18 protein-coding genes are annotated in these 16842 nt (G+C 70.7%); 9 read left to right on the top strand and 9 right to left on the bottom strand.

The features are described from left to right. Positions 1–6: 6 nt before the first annotated feature. Positions 7–549, bottom strand: coding sequence for a CGNR zinc finger domain-containing protein (locus Q5722_RS02830; protein ID WP_305026699.1), 543 nt, complete (start codon positions 547–549; stop codon positions 7–9). Between the two features lie 39 nt (positions 550–588). On the opposite strand from Q5722_RS02830, the gene Q5722_RS02825 reads away from it, so the two are divergent. Beyond that, on the top strand, positions 589–1548 hold the full coding sequence (locus Q5722_RS02825) for an EamA family transporter (RefSeq protein WP_305026698.1): 960 nt from the start codon (positions 589–591) through the stop codon (positions 1546–1548). A gap of 35 nt (positions 1549–1583) precedes the next feature. Here Q5722_RS02825 and Q5722_RS02820 read toward each other — a convergent pair whose 3' ends face one another. From Q5722_RS02820 to mce, 4 genes are all read right to left on the bottom strand, one after another. Beyond that, the gene (locus tag Q5722_RS02820; protein ID WP_305026697.1) at positions 1584–2657 is read right to left on the bottom strand and encodes an AI-2E family transporter; all 1074 of its coding nucleotides are present in this window, start codon (positions 2655–2657) and stop codon (positions 1584–1586) included. A 1-nt stretch (position 2658) separates the two neighbouring features. Further along, the gene (locus Q5722_RS02815) at positions 2659–3822 is read right to left on the bottom strand and encodes a coiled-coil domain-containing protein (protein WP_305026696.1); all 1164 of its coding nucleotides are present in this window, start codon (positions 3820–3822) and stop codon (positions 2659–2661) included. A 136-nt stretch (positions 3823–3958) separates the two neighbouring features. Then, positions 3959–5296 (bottom strand): crotonyl-CoA carboxylase/reductase, encoded by a 1338-nt coding sequence (gene ccrA, locus Q5722_RS02810; RefSeq protein WP_305026695.1) that lies wholly within the window; start codon positions 5294–5296, stop codon positions 3959–3961. 223 nt (positions 5297–5519) lie between these two features. Continuing rightward, complete coding sequence (gene mce, locus Q5722_RS02805) at positions 5520–5966, bottom strand: methylmalonyl-CoA epimerase (RefSeq protein ID WP_305026694.1); 447 nt, start codon at positions 5964–5966, stop codon at positions 5520–5522. A gap of 154 nt (positions 5967–6120) precedes the next feature. Here mce and Q5722_RS02800 point away from each other — a divergent pair, with 154 nt between their 5' ends. The 6 genes from Q5722_RS02800 to Q5722_RS02775 all read left to right on the top strand — a co-directional run bounded on the left by Q5722_RS02800 (position 6121) and on the right by Q5722_RS02775 (position 11046). After that, the gene (locus Q5722_RS02800; protein WP_305026693.1) at positions 6121–7308 is read left to right on the top strand and encodes an acetyl-CoA C-acetyltransferase; all 1188 of its coding nucleotides are present in this window, start codon (positions 6121–6123) and stop codon (positions 7306–7308) included. Further along, a complete protein-coding gene (meaB, locus tag Q5722_RS02795) occupies positions 7305–8306 on the top strand; it encodes a methylmalonyl Co-A mutase-associated GTPase MeaB (protein WP_305026692.1) in 1002 nt (333 codons plus the stop codon). The genes Q5722_RS02800 and meaB overlap by 4 nt, the downstream gene beginning before the upstream one ends. Positions 8307–8427: 121 nt before the next feature. Next, positions 8428–8604 carry a hypothetical protein gene (locus Q5722_RS02790; RefSeq protein ID WP_305026691.1) on the top strand — a complete coding sequence of 59 codons (177 nt, stop codon included), beginning with the start codon at positions 8428–8430 and terminating at the stop codon, positions 8602–8604. A 9-nt stretch (positions 8605–8613) separates the two neighbouring features. Beyond that, a complete protein-coding gene (locus Q5722_RS02785; RefSeq protein WP_305026690.1) occupies positions 8614–9132 on the top strand; it encodes a PH domain-containing protein in 519 nt (172 codons plus the stop codon). Positions 9133–9160: 28 nt separating this feature from the next. Continuing rightward, complete coding sequence (locus tag Q5722_RS02780; RefSeq protein ID WP_305026689.1) at positions 9161–10087, top strand: co-chaperone YbbN; 927 nt, start codon at positions 9161–9163, stop codon at positions 10085–10087. A gap of 68 nt (positions 10088–10155) precedes the next feature. Beyond that, a complete protein-coding gene (locus Q5722_RS02775) occupies positions 10156–11046 on the top strand; it encodes an EamA family transporter (protein ID WP_305026688.1) in 891 nt (296 codons plus the stop codon). On the opposite strand, the gene Q5722_RS02770 is transcribed toward Q5722_RS02775, so the two are convergent. Genes Q5722_RS02770 through treS form a run of 4 tightly spaced genes read right to left on the bottom strand, consistent with a single transcriptional unit; the run spans position 11047 to position 15515 of the window. Beyond that, entirely contained in the window at positions 11047–11814 is a 768-nt protein-coding gene (locus tag Q5722_RS02770) for an NUDIX domain-containing protein (protein WP_305026687.1), read from the bottom strand. A 44-nt stretch (positions 11815–11858) separates the two neighbouring features. Next, positions 11859–12455 (bottom strand): hypothetical protein, encoded by a 597-nt coding sequence (locus Q5722_RS02765; RefSeq protein WP_305026686.1) that lies wholly within the window; start codon positions 12453–12455, stop codon positions 11859–11861. A 4-nt stretch (positions 12456–12459) separates the two neighbouring features. After that, on the bottom strand, positions 12460–13842 hold the full coding sequence (locus Q5722_RS02760; protein WP_305026685.1) for a maltokinase N-terminal cap-like domain-containing protein: 1383 nt from the start codon (positions 13840–13842) through the stop codon (positions 12460–12462). Continuing rightward, the gene (gene treS / locus Q5722_RS02755) at positions 13839–15515 is read right to left on the bottom strand and encodes a maltose alpha-D-glucosyltransferase (RefSeq protein WP_305026684.1); all 1677 of its coding nucleotides are present in this window, start codon (positions 15513–15515) and stop codon (positions 13839–13841) included. The genes Q5722_RS02760 and treS overlap by 4 nt, the downstream gene beginning before the upstream one ends. Positions 15516–15670: 155 nt before the next feature. Between treS and Q5722_RS02750 the strand changes: the two genes are divergently transcribed. Next, positions 15671–15862, top strand: coding sequence for a hypothetical protein (locus Q5722_RS02750; RefSeq protein WP_305026683.1), 192 nt, complete (start codon positions 15671–15673; stop codon positions 15860–15862). A gap of 134 nt (positions 15863–15996) precedes the next feature. Continuing rightward, positions 15997–16785 (top strand): enoyl-CoA hydratase/isomerase family protein, encoded by a 789-nt coding sequence (locus Q5722_RS02745; RefSeq protein WP_305026682.1) that lies wholly within the window; start codon positions 15997–15999, stop codon positions 16783–16785. Positions 16786–16842 lie beyond the last annotated feature (57 nt).

Genomic DNA, 16842 nt, shown 5'->3' with positions numbered 1-16842 from the left:
CGCGGCTCAGGCCTGCCGCGCCCGGTAGGCGGCGACAGCCGCGCGGTTGCCGCAGGTCGTGGAGCAGAACCGGCGCGACCGGTTGCGGGAGAGGTCCAGGACGATCCCCTCGCACTGGTCGTCGGCACAGACCGCGAGACGGCTCAGCTCGTCGGAGCGGATCAGGTCGATGAGGGCCATCGCGGTCTCGACCCGGATCTGCACCGGCACGTGGGCATCGGTGGGGACGGCGTGCACGTGCCAGTCGAGGGCGTCGTGGCGGACCAGCTGGGGGAGTGCTCCGGCGCCGGAGAGCCAGGCGTTGACCGTCTCGGCGGCTGCGTCGCGCGGGGAGGTGAGCAGGTCGCGCAGGGGAGCGCGGAGCTCCTGGATCTCGCCGAGCAGCTGCGTGGTCGCACGCGGCGCGAAGTTGTAGGAGTGCTCCCGGAAGAACTCGTCGAGGTCGTCCGTCGTCGAGAGCCGGTCGGTGTCGCGCGGGCTCGAGAAGAGGCTGTTGACCAGCGCGACGGCTGCCTTCAGGTTCATCTCGGTGTCATGGGCGAAAAGCACTTTGACAGGCTACCGAAGCGCCGCCTACCGTCATGTGTCATGCAGGGGATGACTCATGACATGCGGACGGGCCTCGGCTTCGCGCTGCTCTCCGCCGTCACCTTCGGCTTCTCCGGCACGCTCGCCAGCCCGTTGCTCGACGCCGGCTGGAGCCCGGCGGCCGTCGTGATCATCCGGATCGCCGTCGCGAGCACGGTGCTCGCGGTCCCGGCTGCGATCGCGCTGCGCGGCCGCTGGCACCTGCTGCGGGACAACGCGCGCCTCGTCGCGGCGTACGGCTGCATCGTGGTGGCGTTCACGCAGTTCTCGTACTACAGCTCGGTGGCCCACATGGACGTCGCCGTCGCGCTGCTGATCGAGTACGTCGCCCCGGTCGTGGTCCTCGGCTGGCTCTGGGCCCGCCACGGGCAGCGCCCGAGCCGGCTCACCGCCCTCGGGGCGGTCCTCGCGGTCGTCGGCCTCGTCCTCGTGCTTGACTTGTTCTCCGGCGCCGACGTGAGCCTCGTCGGGATCGCCTGGGGCCTGGCCGCGATGCTCGGCTGCGCCGTCTACTTCGTCCTGTCCGCCCACCCCGCCACGCTGCCGCCGCTCGCCCTCGCTGCGGGCGGCATGGTCGTCGGCGGCACCGTGCTGAGCCTGGCAGCTCTCCTGGGCCTGCTCGAGCTCCGTGCCGCGACGTCCTGGGTGTCGTACGGCGGCCTCGCGGTGCCCTGGTGGGTGCCGCTCCTGCTGGTCGGCATCGTGTCCACCGCCTTCGCCTACATCTGCGGCATCGAGGCGGGGCGTCGGCTCGGGTCGAGGCTGTCGTCGTTCGCGGCGCTGCTCGAGGTGGTGGCGGCGCTCGCGGTCGCGTGGGTGCTGCTCGGGGAGGCGCCCGCGCCGGTGCAGGCGCTCGGCGGTCTGGGCATCCTCGCCGGCGTCGTGCTGGTCAAGCTCGGGGAGCCGGCGGGGGAGACGCTGGTCAGCGAGGCCCCCGTGGCGCCTCCGGTGGCTGCCTGACCGGACGGCCGGGGTGCTGGGCTTCCCGGGCTGCCTCAGGCAGCGTCCTGCCGCTTGATGACGACCTCGCGCAGCAGCAGCAGGATCGCCGCCGCCGTGGGGATGGCGAGCATGGCGCCGACGACGCCGAGCAGGGCCGCGCCGATCAGGGCGGCGATGACGGTCACCGAGCCCGGTACGTTGACCGAGCGCTTCATGACCTTGGGGTAGATCACGTAGTTCTCGACCTGCTGGTAGACGAGGTAGAAGATCGCGCAGGCGATGCCGATCCGCACGTCGGTGGCGAAGCCGATCGCGGTGACGACCACGGCGCCGATCGTGGCGCCGATCATCGGGATGACGTCGAGCAGGGCGACCGTGAACGCCAGCGCCACGGCGTACTCGCCGAGGCCGATGACGACCAGGAAGACCAGCGAGCTGACGCCGGCGCAGAGAGCGACGACGAAGGCTCCGGAGACGTAGCCGCCGACGCTCGTGAAGATCCGGTCGCCGAGCTCGGCGACACGCGCGCGCCGCGACGCGGGGGCGAGCTCGTAGAGGGCCGCCTTCGTGGTGTCGATCGAGGCGAGGAAGTAGAGCGTCAGCACGATGACGACGAACGCGTTGCCCAGCGCGGAGAGCACGGCCAGGCCGAAGCCGAGGACGCCGCCGAAGAGCTGCTTGCCGAGGTCGCCGTTCTGGATGTACTCCTTGGCGCGCTCGATGAGGCCGAACTCCTCGTTCCACTTCTGGACCTGGGCGTTGTGCTGCAGCTGGTCCAGCCAGCCCGGAGCGTGCGCCGTGATCAGGGCGACCTGGTCACCGATCACGGGCACGATCGCGGACAGGAAGAGCGCCAGCACCCCGATAACCACGGAGATCACGATCAGCAGCGCCCAGTGCCGCCGCAGGGTCCGTCCTCGGACCTCACGCCGCTGGATCCAGGTCACGGCCGGGTTGAGACCGGCAGCGAGGAAGAGCGACACGACGATCAGCACGAGGATGTGGCCGATGGCCATCACCTGCGTGCCGAGCCAGAACGCGCTGAGCGCTCCGAGGGCTCCGACGAAGCCGAGGTAGAAGGGGCTGTGCGAGAGCGCCGCGCCACCCGGCTTCTGGGGAGCCGTCACGTCACTCCTCGCCGAAGCCGGCGACCACGTCGCGGAGCTGCGCCAGCTGGGCGACGATCGCGTCGCGACGCTTGGTGAGGCGCGCGACCTCGTTGCGGACGTCGGTGAGCTCGCGCTCGGCCTCGGCCTGGCCGGAGGCGGTGAGGTTCTCGGCCTGCGAGCGGGCGGAGGCGACGATCTGCTCGGCCTCGCGACGCGCACGGACCAGGAGGGCGTCGGACTCGGTCTGGGCCTGCTGGCGCTGGGCGTTGGCCTGGGCGATCGCCTCGCCGGCACGCTTCTCGGCGGCCGTGGCGCGGTCCTCGGCCTCCTTGACCAGACGGTTGGTCTCGGCGAGGGCGCTGGAGTGGTGGTCGGCGGCCTCCTTGGCAAGGCGCTCCTTCTCCACCGCGAGGGTACGACGGGCCTCCTGCACCTCGCGGTCGGCGGCGGCGCGGGCCTTCTCGGCCTCGCGCTGCGCGGCGGTGCGCAGCTCGGCGGTCTCCTGCTGGGCGGCCAGGCGGTGCTGGTCGGCCTCGCGCTGCGCGGAGGCACGGTGGTCGGCGGCTTCGCTGCGGGCGAGGGCGCGCTCCTGCTCGGCGTCGGCGAGGATCCGGGTGCGCTGCTCGTCGAGCTCCTTGAGCTGCACGACGCGCATGTCCTCGGCCTCGCGCGTGGCCTCGGCACGGATCGCCTTGGCGTCCTTGGTGGCCTGCGAGCGGATCTCGGCGGCCTCCGCGACCGCGGCGTTGCGGATGTCGTCGGCCTCCTCCTCGGCGAGGCGGAGCAGCTCGTTGGCGCGGCCGCCCAGGCTGGCGTAGGTCGGGGCCTCGGTCTCGGAGAGCTTGGCCTGGAGCTCCTTCACCTGCTTCTCGAGCTCGATGACGCGCTTCTCGCTCTCGCCGAGGCTGCTGCCCAGGCCGGCCTTCTCGCTGACCAGCTGGCGCAGCAGGCTGTCGACCGCGGGGACGTCGTAGCCGCGGCGTACGACCGGAAGCGCGGGAAGCGTGGCGGGGCGGGCAGCGGCGGGCGCTGCGGGGGCGGCAGGTGCGGACGGCGCCTGGGCAGCGGACTGCGCCGGAGCGGCCTTCACCACAGGAATCACCTGCGTGCGCTCCGTGTCACCCGAGCTGGCGGCCTTGGGGGCCGCGTCCTGACCGAAGATCGAGAGGCTGTCGTCGCTCATGGGGGACAGTCTGCCGGTTCAGGACAAGGCGAGGGACGCCGACGCACCGTGTGGGATGGGGAGGACGGGGCGCCAACACGACGAACGCCCCCGCCGTGACCGGCGGGGGCGTCCTGTGTGCTGCGCGGGGCTGAGATCAGATGCCGCGGAACAGGTTGATCTTGTCGATGTGCTTCGCGCGGAGCTCCTCGTTCTTCACACCGAGGCCCTCCTCCGGGGCGAGGCAGAGGACGCCGACCTTGCCCTGGTGCTTGTTGTGGTGCACGTCGAGCGCCGCCTGGCCGGTCTCCTCGAGGGAGTAGACGCGGGACAGGGTCGGGTGGATCTTGCCCTGCGCGACGAGGCGGTTGGCCTCCCACGACTCGCGGTAGTTGGCGAAGTGCGAGGAGACGATCTTCTTGAGGTTCATCCACAGGTAGCGGTTGTCGTACTCGTGCATGTAGCCCGAGGTCGAGGCGCAGGTGGTGATGGTGCCGCCCTTGCGGGTGACGTAGACCGAGGCACCGAAGGTCTCGCGGCCCGGGTGCTCGAAGACGATGTCGATGTCCTCGCCGCCGGTGAGCTCGCGGATGGCCTTGCCGAAGCGCTGCCACTCCTTCGGGTTCTGCTTCGTGCCCTCCTCGTTCCAGAACTTGGGGTCGAGCTCGGAGCGGTTGATGACCATCTCGGCACCCATGTTGCGGACGATCTGGGCCTTCTCCTCGTTGGAGACGACGCAGACCGGGTTGGCGCCACCGTTGAGGGCGTACTGCGTCGCGAAGCCGCCGAGGCCGCCCGAGGCGCCCCAGATGAGGACGTTGTCGCCCTGCTTCATGCCGCCACCGTTCTTGGAGACGAGCTGGCGGTAGGCGGTGCAGTTGACCAGGCCCGGCGACGCAGCCTCCTCCCAGGTGAGGTGCTCCGGCTTCGGCATGAGCTGGTTGGCCTTGACCATGGCGACATCGGCGAGGCCGCCGAAGTTGGTCTCGAAGCCCCAGATGCGCTGCGAGGGGTCCATCATCGTGTCGTTGTGGCCGTCGGGGGCCTCGAGCTCGACCGAGAGGCAGTGCGCGACGACGCGGTCGCCGGCCTTCCACTTGGTCACGCCCGGGCCGACGGCGAGGACGACGCCCGCGAGGTCGGAGCCGACGATGTGGTACGGCAGGTCGTGGCGCTTGCCGAGCGCGGACTCGCGGCCGTAGCGCTCGAGGAAGCCGAACGTCGAGACCGGCTCGAAGATCGAGGTCCACACGGTGTTGTAGTTGATGGCGGACGCCATGACGGCGACGATCGCCTCGCCCGGACCGATCTCCGGCATCGCGACCTCGTCGAGGTGCAGCGACTTGCGCGGGTCCTTGTCGCGGGACTTCTGGCCCTCGAACATGTCGACCTCGTCCTTGTGGACGGTGACAGCGCGGTAGGACTCGGGAAGCTCGAGGTTCGCGAACTCCTCAGCCGAAGCTTCGTTCTGGATCGCGTCGAGAATGTTCTGCACTGGGGTGACTCCCTGTGTTCTCAGGTACGGCGGTGTTGCCAGCGTTGATTGGGCCGAAGCATAAGCGCGCGCACGGCCTCACGGGGGAGGCTGTGCGCGACGTCTCAGACCGGCATGAAGGAGTCTTCAAGCGGTCAGTTTTGCGGGTGGTTCAGCGGTCGGTCCGCGCCGTCCGGGCGGGCAGGTCTCCCACCCTCCGATCGGCGCGGTTCCGCCTGTCCGGTCAGTGGTGCGCGTCGGGGTTCGGCTCGACCAGCTCGACCAGCACGCCGCCGGCGTCCTTGGGGTGGATGAAGTTGACGCGCGAGTCGGACGTGCCGCGCTTCGGCTCCGGGTAGAGCAGGCGGAGGCCACGCTCGCGCAGGATCGCGGAGACGGCGTCGATGTCGGTGACGCGGTAGGCGAGCTGCTGCAGGCCGGGGCCGGACTTGGCGAGGAACTTGCCGATGGTGGTGTCGGGGGAGAGGGGCGCCAGGAGCTGGATGTGGGAGCCGGTGTCACCGACGGCGACCATGGCCTCGCGCACGCCCTGCTCCTCGTTGGTCTCCTCGTGGGCGACCTTCATGCCGAACTTCTCGGTGTAGAAGGCGATCGCCTCATCGAGGTCCGGAACGGCGATGCCGACGTGGTCGATGGCGATGAACAGGTGCTCGGGAATCTCGATCGTCATGGGGCCATCCTGCCCCAGTGCCCCCGCGCCGTCCGTCCCTTGACGTCCTGTCACGGACACCGTGACGGGGTCCACATCCCAGTCACCTGTCGAGGGGGCCGGGGCGAGGACTACGCTCGCTGTATTCACAGCTTTCGCTTCAGGAGGGACTTTCATGTCCGGAACCGTCATCGTCGCGGGTGCCCGCACCCCGATCGGTCGCCTTCTCGGTGGCCTCTCGTCGCTCTCGGCCGCTGAGCTCGGCTCGGTCGCCATCAAGGGCGCGCTCGAGAAGGCCGGCGTCTCGCCGGAGCAGGTCGACTACGTGATCATGGGCCAGGTCATCCAGGCCGGTGCCGGTCAGAACCCCGCCCGCGTCGCCTCCACGGGCGCCGGCATCCCGATGAGCGTCCCGACCATCACCATCAACAAGGTGTGTCTCTCGGGCCTCAACGCCATCGCCCAGGCTTCCCAGATGGTCATCGCCGGCGAGGCCGAGATCGTCGTCGCCGGTGGCATGGAGTCCATGACCAACGCCCCGCACGTCCTCCCGAAGTCGCGTGACGGCTTCAAGTACGGCGACACCAAGCTGATCGACTCGATGGTCCACGACGCCCTCACCGACGTCTTCACCAACCAGGCGATGATCAACCTGACCGACGCCTGCAACGCGGCCAAGGAGAACTTCACCCGCGAGCAGCAGGACGCGTTCGCCGCCCAGTCGCACCAGCGTGCGGCCGCCGCCCAGAAGAACGGCATCTTCGACGACGAGATCGTCCCGGTCACCATCTCGACCCGCAAGGGCGACATCGTGGTCTCCGCCGACGAGGGCGTCCGTGGCGACACCACCGTCGAGTCGCTCGCCGGCCTGCGCCCGGTCGCCAAGGACGGCACCATCACCGCCGGCACCGCGTCGCAGATCTCCGACGGTGCTGCCGCCGTCGTCGTCATGAGCAAGGCCAAGGCCGAGGAGCTCGGCCTCGACTACCTCGCCGAGATCGTCTCCGTCGGCCAGACCGCCGGCCCGGACTCGACGCTGCAGCTGCAGCCCGCGTCGTCCACCGCCAAGGCCCTCGAGAAGGCCGGCCTCACCGCCGCCGACCTCGACCTGGTCGAGTTCAACGAGGCGTTCGCCGCGGTCGGCATGGCGTCGGCCCAGCAGCTCGGCCTCTCCGAGGACATCGTCAACGTCAACGGTGGCGCCATCGCCATCGGTCACCCGCTCGGCATGTCGGGCACGCGCGTCGTGCTCCACCTCGCCAACGAGCTCAAGCGCCGCGGCGGCGGCACCGGTGCTGCTGCCCTCTGTGGTGGCGGTGGCCAGGGTGACGCGATGATCGTCCGCGTCAACGCCAAGGCGTGAACGACAGCCTGAACACCGCAACGGCCGGCCGACCCTCGGGTCGGTCGGCCGTTGCCGTTCCCGAGCTCATCGAGCAGGCGCGTGCCGGCTCGCCCCGGGCCGTCGCCCGCCTGATCACGCTCGTCGAGGAGGCCTCGCCGCTGCTGCGCGAGGTGATGGCGGCGCTCGCGCCGCACACCGGCAACGCGCGCATCGTCGGTCTCACCGGTTCGCCCGGCGTCGGCAAGTCGACCTCCACCTCGGCGCTCGTGACCGAGCTGCGCAAGCAGGGGCAGCGGGTCGCCGTCCTCGCGGTCGACCCCTCGTCGCCGTTCTCCGGCGGTGCGCTGCTCGGCGACCGGGTGCGCATGTCCGAGCACGCGACGGACCCGGACGTCTACATCCGCTCGATGGCCTCGCGCGGTCACCTGGGCGGCCTGTCGTGGGCGACGCCGCAGGCGCTCCGCGTCCTCGACGCAGCCGGCTTCGACACGATCCTCGTCGAGACCGTCGGCGTCGGCCAGAGCGAGGTCGAGGTCGCCGGGCTCGCCGACACGACCCTCGTGCTGCTCGCACCGGGCATGGGCGACGGCATCCAGGCGGCCAAGGCCGGCATCCTCGAGATCGGCGACCTCTACGTCGTCAACAAGGCCGACCGCGACGGGGCGGCCCAGGTCAGCCGCGACCTGCGCGGCATGCTCAACCTCTCCGCCACCCTCGAAGGACCTGCCGGCACCGTCTGGAAGCGGCCGATCCTGAAGACGGTCGCGCAGGACGGCACCGGTGTGGCCGAGGTCGTCGAGGCCATCGCCGAGCACCGCGCGTTCCTGGAGTCGACCGGCGAGCTGGCGAAGCGGCGTACCAAGCGGGCGCGGGTGGAGGTCGAGGAGATCGCTCTCGGCGAGCTGCGCCGTCGCTGGGGTGCGGTCTCCGGCAGTGCCGAGCTCGACGTGCTGGCGGCCCGGGTCGCGACCGGGGAGCTCGACCCGTACACGGCTGCCGACGAGCTGCTGGCCTGACCTCCGCGGGCGCTGGACGGCGAGCCTCCGTGCACACGCGTGGGACTGGTGTTACCAATGAGGCGTAGACGTGTGCGCCCGCCCGGGCCACGCATCCCGGGACGTGAGGACGACGGAGAGCATGAACCTCAAGAAGCTGATCCTGCTGGTCGGAGCGCTGTTCATCGCGTTCTGGCTGTTCCAGGACCCGCAGGGTCTTGCTGACGTCGCCTCGACGTTCGGCGAGAAGGGCTGGGACGTCACCCAGCAGCTCTTCAACTCGATCATCTCGTTCGTCCAGTCGCTCACCTCGAAGTAAGCCGGGACCATGGGCCTCGCCCGGCGGCTGACCGACCCCGACATCGGCAAGCACCTCCTGCGGGACGAGGGTGAGGTCATCGTCGACGAGGTCGGCCACCACTGGGTCGTGTTCCTGCTCCCGGCACTCGAGGTGCTCGGTGCCCTCGCGCTGCTCCTCGCCGCCCCCTTCGTGGCCGTCGAGATCGCGTGGGTTCCGATGGTGCTCGCCGCGCTCGTGCTGCTGCACGCGGGCTGGCGTGCGCTCGAGGAGCACATGGACCGCTTCGTGGTCACCAACATGCGCGTCTTCCGGGTGCGGGGCGTCCTGGGCCAGCAGGTCGCGACCATGCCGCTGAGCCGGATCCTCGACATCACGGTCCGCAAGCCGCTGCACGGCCGCCTGCTCGGCTTCGGGCACTTCGTCTTCGAGTCGGCGGCGCAGGAGCAGGGCCTGCGCGACATCCGGTACGTGGCCCGGCCCGACGCCCGGGACCTCGCCATCCAGCGGGTGATCGCACGCGCCGGCCTGCGACCCTCGGTCAACTGAGGCTGGCCCCGTTTGGAAAGATGGGGGCATGACGCAGCAGCCGTTCTCCCGTCCTGGTGCCATCGACCTCTCGGCGCTCAAGCGCCCCGCCGCTCCGGCGACCCCCGCGGGTGAGGCACCCGCGGGCGGCCTCGCGGGCGCCTACACGGTGACGGTCGACGAACAGAGCTTCCAGGGCGTCCTTGAGGCGTCGATGCATGCCCCGGTGGTGCTGGCCTTCTTCGCGCCGGACCGCTCGCCCGAGACCGCGGCGTACGCCGAGGACGTGGCGGGTGCGATCGAGGGCTACGAGGGTCGCTTCCTCTGTGGCCTGGTCGACGTCGACGCGACGCCCCAGCTCGCCCAGGCGATGCAGATCCCGACGGTGCCGCTCATGCTGATCCTGCTCGACGGCCGCCCCGTGACCCAGCCGATCACCGGCCTGCTGACCCGCGAGGAGATCGACACGCTGCTGCAGACGATGTCGCAGCAGCTCACGGCCCAGGGCATCACCCAGCGCCACCAGCCGCGCTCGACGGTCGCCGAGGGCGACGAGGACGCGGTCGACCCGCGCTACGCGCCCGCCCAGGCCGCGCTCGAGGCGGGCGACATCGACGCCGCGGTGGCGGAGTACAAGAAGCTCGTCGACGCCAACCCCGCCGACGTCGAGGCCGCTGCCGGGCTGGCCATGGCGCGCGTGCTCCAGCGGACCCGCGGCGTCGACCTGACGGCCGCGCGCACCGCCGCCGCGGAGAACCCCGACGACGTCGACGCCCAGACGCTGGTGGCCGACCTCGACCTGCTCGGCGGTCACGTCGACGACGCGTTCAACCGGCTGGTCGGGCTCGTGGCCCGCACGTCCGGCGACGAGCGGGCGAAGGCGCGCGAGCACCTGATCGGTCTCTTCGCCGCGGTCGGCAACGAGGATCCGCGGGTGCTCCGTGGCCGGCAGAACCTCGCCTCCGCGCTCTTCTGACCCGTGCGGCCGCGTGCTCGGCCGAAATCGTGTGGCATGAGCAGGTGTCGGGGCGGCAGACTCCGGCCATGAACCGCCGCGACTCCCTCCTCGCCCTGCTCGTGATGGTCATCTGGGGGGTCAACTTCCTCGCCATCGAGTGGGGCCTGCAGGACGTGCCGCCGTTGCTCTTCGCCTCGATCCGGTTCGTCGCGGTCGTGCTTCCGGCGGTCTTCCTCGTGGCGCGCCCCGCGGTGCCGTGGCGCACCCTGGCGGGCATCGGGCTGTTCATGTCGGCCGGTCAGTTCGGCTTCGTGTACGCCGCCATGGAGGCGGGCCTCCCGCCTGGGATCGCGGCGCTGGTCCTGCAGGCGCAGGTCGTCTTCACCATCGTCATCGCTGCAGGCGTCCTGCGCGAGCTGCCGGCGCCCGTGCAGGTGCTCGGCGTCGCGGTCGCCACCGTCGGCCTCGTGGTGGTCGGCGCCGGCCGCGGGGGAGAGGTGCCGCTGACCGCGCTGCTCCTCTGTCTCTGCGGCGCACTGAGCTGGGGCGTCGGCAACACCATCGCGCGTGCAGCGAAGGCTCCCGGCGGTCTCGGGGTCACCGTCTGGTCGGCGCTCTTCGTTCCCCTGCCCCTCTTCGCGGTGTCGCTGCTGGTCGAGGGTCCGGCACGGATCGCCGACGGGCTCGCGGCGTTCGGGTGGAAGGCGGTGGCCTCGACGGCGTTCACCGCGGGGGTCAGCTCGCTGCTCGGCTACGGGATCTTCAACTCCCTGCTGGCCCGCAACCCCGCGCACCAGGTGGTGCCCTGGGTGCTGGTCGTGCCGCCCGTGGCGATGGTCTCCGCCTGGGTCGCCTTCGGCGACCGGCCCAACCTGGCCGAGGTCATGGGCGGCATGGTCATGCTCCTCGGGGTGCTGATCGCCCTGCGCCCGCCGGCGCGGACCCGCGTCGTGGTGCCGGTGGAGGCTCCCGCCTGATCAGCGGCCCGACTCGGTGTAGGCCGACCCGCCCGTCAGCGCATCCAGCGCAGCCTGGATCCGGCGTGTGGTGAAGTCAGCGGCCCGCTCGGCGACCTCGTCGGGGGTGCACCACGCGACCGAACGGATCTCGCGCTCCTCGCGCACGATCCGGTCGAGGGTGTCGGTGGGCAGCACGCCGCCGTCGAAGACGAGGCAGATCGCGTCATCCCAGCCGCCCCAGGGTGGGAGCCAGTCGGTGAGCAGGAGGTCGCCCGGCGGGATCTGCAGGCCCAGCTCCTCCTCGGCCTCGCGCACGGCCGCGAGCTGCGGTGACTCGCCGACCTCCACCACGCCGCCAGGGAGGTCCCAGTCCTTCTTGTAGGTGAGCTGGCACAGCAGCACCCGACCCTCGGGATCGCGGACCAGCACCTGGCCGATGGCGCGCTTGCGCGGCAGGAACGAGTTGAGCAGCGTGCGGAAGCCGACCGGCTCGCTCACCGGCACATCCGTGCTGAGCCGTGCGTAGAGGATCCGGTCGGCACCGCCGGCGTACCCGCGCAGGATGCCCTCGCGGTGCAGCCCCGACCAGGTCGCGACGCGCTGCGCCACGGTGTCGTCGGGGTCGATCACGACCTCGACGCGGCCGTGGCTGGCGAGCGCCTGCTGGACGGCCTCGGACACCTCGCCCACGGCGTCCAGGAAGCTCCGCTCCTGGACGTGCAACGCCCAGCTGAGCCGCGCGATGCCGTCGGCGATGGTCTGGACGTCGGTGCCGGGCTGGGTCACGGGACCACCCTACGGGGCTGCGCGTCGCGGGTCAGGTCGCGCGGTCAGTCGGCGCTGTCGGCTGCATCGCCGGCCATCTCGGCCAGCTTGCGCGAGAGCTTGCGGGTCTTGCGCTTGTCGTTCCAGCGCATGATGCCCCAGAGCACCAGCAGCAGGAACACGCCGACGGCGATCGCCATGCCGACGTAGGTGCCGACGACGACGCCCGGGGCGTCCACGTCGAGGATCCGCTGGCCGGCGTGGGCGCCCTTGCCCGAGCCGAAGTGCACCGTGAGGGTGGCGATGTTGGGGAGCGCGATCGCCAGCGCGATCACGAGGATCACCAGGCGCGCGACGAACCGGATCCGGCGCAGCGCCTGTCGCGCGATGATCAGCGGGATCAGCGTGCAGACGAAGCCCAGGGAGAGGCCCCACAGCGTGCCGTTGAGCATGCTGCCGTCGACGCGGTGGCCCAGCCAGCTGGCCCAGAGCCGGAAGCCGATGCTGATCGCGAGGAGCCAGCCGACGAAGGCTCCGGCTCCGAGGAAGACGAGGAGGCCGAGGAAGAGCAGGCCGTTGCTGAGCGTCTCGCGGACGCCGCCCTTCGCCTTGTCCGTGCCGGAGGTGCCCGCGGTGCCCGAGAGGGTGGTGTCGTCCGTCATGGGGTCACTCTCCCCCAGGCCGCCCCTCGTGGTCACTGAGGCGCGCCACGGCGGTGAGCGGGATGTCGATCCAGTCCGGCCGGTTGCGGATCTCGTAGGCGCACTCGTAGACGGCCTTGTCCGCCTCGAACGCCGTCAGGAGCACCTGCTCGTCCGGCGTGAGCGGCCGTCCGGCGTACGCGGTGAGGAAGGCGGCGCGGTTGCGCTCGACCCACTCGCGGGCGCGGAAGGCGCGCTGCTCGCGCGTCGGGACGTCGCCGTCGAGCTCGCGCTGGACGACGGCCGCCACGTAGTCGAAGGACCGGAGCATGCCCGCCACGTCGCGCCACACCGACTCGGGGAGACGACGGGCCGCCAGCGGCCGAGCCGGCTCGCCCTCGAAGTCGACGAACTTCCAGCCCTTCACGGTGCGCAGTGTCTGGCCGAGGTGCAGGTCGCCGTGGATCCGCTGGACCGGGATGTGGGAGACGTCGCTGACGGCCGCCAGGAGTGGACGGATCCGGTCGGCGTACGCCGCGAGCGCGGGCACCGGCTCGATCGCGCGGTCGAGCCGCTCGAGCATCGTGTCGGCGAGGTCGCGTGCGCCGCCAGCGGGGAGGGCGGCGACGGGGAAGTGCTCGGCAAGCGCGGCATGGGTCTCCGCCAGGCCCTCCCCGAGGCGGGCCGCCTCTCCGGCGAAGTCGCCGCCGACCTCGTGCGGGTGCAGGTCGGCCTCGGCGAAGAGACTGCGCACGCTCGCGGAGGCCAGCGTCCACCCGTCGCTGGCCGTGCGCAGGAACTGCTGGAGGAACCCGAGCTGGAACACCTCGCCGTCGCCGCGCTCCCAGTCGACCCACCCGTACAGGGCGGCCACGTGGTCGGAGCCCGCACGCGTCAGCACGTCGTGGATCTCGACGTCCGGGTTGGTCCCCGGGGTCACCTTGCGGAAGACCTTCAGCAGGCTCTCCTCGCCGAAGGCCACGGAGGAGTTCGACTGCTCGGCCGTCATCAGCGAGGGCCGCTCATCGGTGTCGATCCGGGCGTCCGCGCAGCGGTGGAAGCGGAGCTGGCCGGTGTGCTCGGCCCCGGAGAGCGCCCTGAGCCACCCGGTCATCGCAGCCCTGTCGTGTACGGCGTCGTACGCGTGGAGGCCGCCCCACAGCCCGATCCGCGCGGACTCGAGGTGCTCCTGCGGTCGCGGGTGGAGGGAGACCGGGAGCTGGTAGAGCTCGCTGCCGCCGGCCGCGTCGTCGTACGCGACCTCGGCCAGCACCACGACCGAGCGTGGCTCGGCTCCGTCCAACGCGGCGACGTGGGTGTCGCTGACGCGAAACGCACGGCCCTTGCCGGCGAACCACCGCGCTGTGGCGAGGTAGCGCTCGATGTCGGACGGAACCGGAGTGATCATGCCGTTGTCTCCCGAGTGAGGCGGAACCAGTAGAAGCCGTGGGCACCGAGGGTGAGGACGTAGGGCTGCTCGCCGATGCGGGGGAACGGCACGCCTCCGAGCAGCTCCACGGGCGTCCACCCCTCCCAGCGACGCAGGTCGAGGTCGACCGGCTGCGGGAAGCGCGACAGGTTGTTGACGCAGAGGATCACGTCGCCGCCGTGCTCGCGGATGAAGGAGAAGATCGTCGGGTTCGAACCGCCCAGGTCGTGGAACGTGCCCAGGCCGAACGCCGCGTGGCCGCGCCGCGCGTGGATCATCCGGCGTGTCCAGTGGAGCAGCGACGAGGTGTTCTCCATCTGCGCCTCGACGTTGATGGCCTGGTAGCCGAAGACGGGGTCCTGGATCGCCGGCAGGTGCAGCCGTCCGGGCGTGGCGCTGGAGAATCCGGCGTTGCGGTCGGGGGTCCACTGCATCGGCGTGCGGACGCCGTCACGGTCGCCGAGCCAGATGTTGTCGCCCATCCCGATCTCGTCGCCGTAGTAGAGGACGGGGGAGCCGGGCAGGGAGAGCAGGAGCGCGGTGAACAGCTCCATGCGGTTGATGTCGTTGTCGAGCAGGGGTGCGAGCCGGCGGCGGATGCCGATGTTGGCCTTCATCCGCGGGTCCTTGGCGTACTCCGCCCACATGTAGTCGCGGTCCTCGTCGGTGACCATCTCGAGGGTCAGCTCGTCGTGGTTGCGCAGGAAGATGCCCCACTGGCAGCCGTCGGGGATGGCCGGCGTCTGCTCGAGGATCTCCGAGATGGGGAAGCGCGACTCGCGGCGCACCGCCATGAAGAGGCGGGGCATGACCGGGAAGTGGAACGCCATGTGGCACTCCGTACCCACCCAGTTGCCCTCGGAGTCGTGCTCGCCGCCGAAGTACTCCACGACGTCGGCAGGCCACTGGTTGGCCTCGCACAGCAGCACCCGGCCCGGGTAGTGCTCGTCGACGAAGCTGCGGACCGACCGGAGGAAGGCGTGGGTCTCCGGGAGGTTCTCGCCGTTGGTGTCGGGACGCTCGTAGAGGTAGGGCACCGCGTCCAGGCGGAACCCGTCCAGACCCATGTCCAGCCAGAAGGTGAGGGCCTCGAAGATCGCCTCGTGCACCTTGGGGTTGTCGAAGTTGAGGTCCGGCTGGTGGCTGAAGAAGCGGTGCCAGTAGTACTGCTGGCGCTCCGGGTCCCACGTCCAGTTCGACGGCTCGGTGTCGACGAAGATGATCCGGGCGTCCTGGTAGAGCTCGTCGGTGTCGGACCAGACGTAGAAGTCGCCGTAGGGGCCCTCGGGGTCGGAGCGGGAGGCCTGGAACCACGGATGCTGGTCCGAGGTGTGGTTCATGACGAAGTCGATGATCACGCGGATGCCGCGCTCGTGCGCCTGCTCGAGGAACCAGCGGAAGTCGTCGATCGTGCCGATCTCCTCGTGGACGCCGGTGTAGTCCGCGACGTCGTAGCCACCGTCGCGCAGGGGGCTCGGGAAGAACGGCGGGACCCACAGGCAGTCGACGCCGAGCCACTGCAGGTAGTCGAGCTTCTCGGCGAGGCCCCGGAAGTCACCGGTGCCGTTGCCGTCGGAGTCCTTGAAGGCGCGGACGAGGACCTCGTAGAAGACGGCGGTCCGGAACCACTCCGGCTGTGCATCAAGCGTCATGCACTGCACGATACGCAATCGTTTGAGTGGGGGCGATCACGTAGGATCGTCGATCCCATTTGGAGAGTTGCCGCATCTTGCGTCATGGTTCTGCTGCTGCTCCGTTACGTGGGCGATGGCCTGCGACTCTCGGGAACTGGGTGGAAGGTGTGACGATGGAAGCGCTGCTCGTGCTGCTCTGTCTCTCGGGCGTGGTCGCCCTCGCTGTCGGCATCTCGCTGCGCAACCGTCAGGTCCACGCGGAGCACTGGCTCTGGAAGAAGCAGCGCCTCGCGCGCAGCCGCTTCCTGCTGACCGGCGGCAGCGCCCTCACGATGGTCAGCGCCATCGCCTTCTTCCTGGTCTGAGGCCGTCGCAAGCACTCGGGCTCGCCCGCGGTGGTCATCGTCCGCGCTCGCCGCTGTGGCGCGGCAGAATGCGCGGCGTACGACGGCCGGGTGTGCCGTCACCGACGTAGAGCGATCTGAGGAGTGGCAGGCACATGGGCGAGTTCGTGAATCTCGAGGTTTCCGAGGACACCCCGGGCGTCGGCGTGATCCGGCTGGACCGGCCCAAGATGAACGCGATCAGCCTGCAGGTGCAGGCCGAGCTCAAGGCCGCGTGCGCCGAGGCGACCGAGCGCGACGACGTGCGCGCCGTCGTGATCTGGGGCGGCGAGCGCCTCTTCGCGGCCGGCAACGACGTCGCCGAGATGGCGGAGATGTCGTACGCCGACATGGTCAAGGCCACCCGTGGCGTCAGCGAGGCCGCGACGGCGATCGCGAACATCCCCAAGCCTGTCGTCGCCGCGGTCACCGGCTACGCCCTCGGCGGTGGCTGCGAGCTGACCCTGGCCGCCGACGTCCGCATCGCCGCCGACAACGCCACCTTCGGCCAGCCCGAGGTCCTGCTCGGGATCATCCCGGGCGCGGGCGGCACCCAGCGCCTGCCGCGCCTGATCGGCCCCGCGAAGGCCAAGGACCTGATCTTCACCGGTCGCTTCGTGAAGGCCGACGAGGCGCTCGCCATCGGCCTGGTCGACAAGCTGGTCCCCGCGGACCAGGTCTTCGCCGAGGCGGTCGCGTGGGCGTCGCAGTTCACCACGGCGGCCGCGCTGGCGATCCGGGCCGCGAAGGAGTGCATCGACCGCGGCCTCGAGGTCGATCTCAACACCGGCCTGGCGATCGAGCAGCAGCAGTTCGCCTCGGTCTTCGCGACCGAGGACCGCACCACCGGCATGACCTCGTTCCTCGCGAGCGGTCCGGGCAAGGCGGAGTTCTCGGGCCGCTGACCCGCGCCGGCGGCGTACGTCGGCTACCGTCTGCAAGGTCTCCATCAAACGAAGGGG

It is taken from the genome of Nocardioides jiangxiensis, from assembly GCF_030580915.1.
Classification (GTDB): domain Bacteria; phylum Actinomycetota; class Actinomycetes; order Propionibacteriales; family Nocardioidaceae; genus Nocardioides; species Nocardioides jiangxiensis.
Note: the sequence above shows the minus strand (reverse complement) of the source record. Positions and strands in the feature narration are given on the sequence as shown.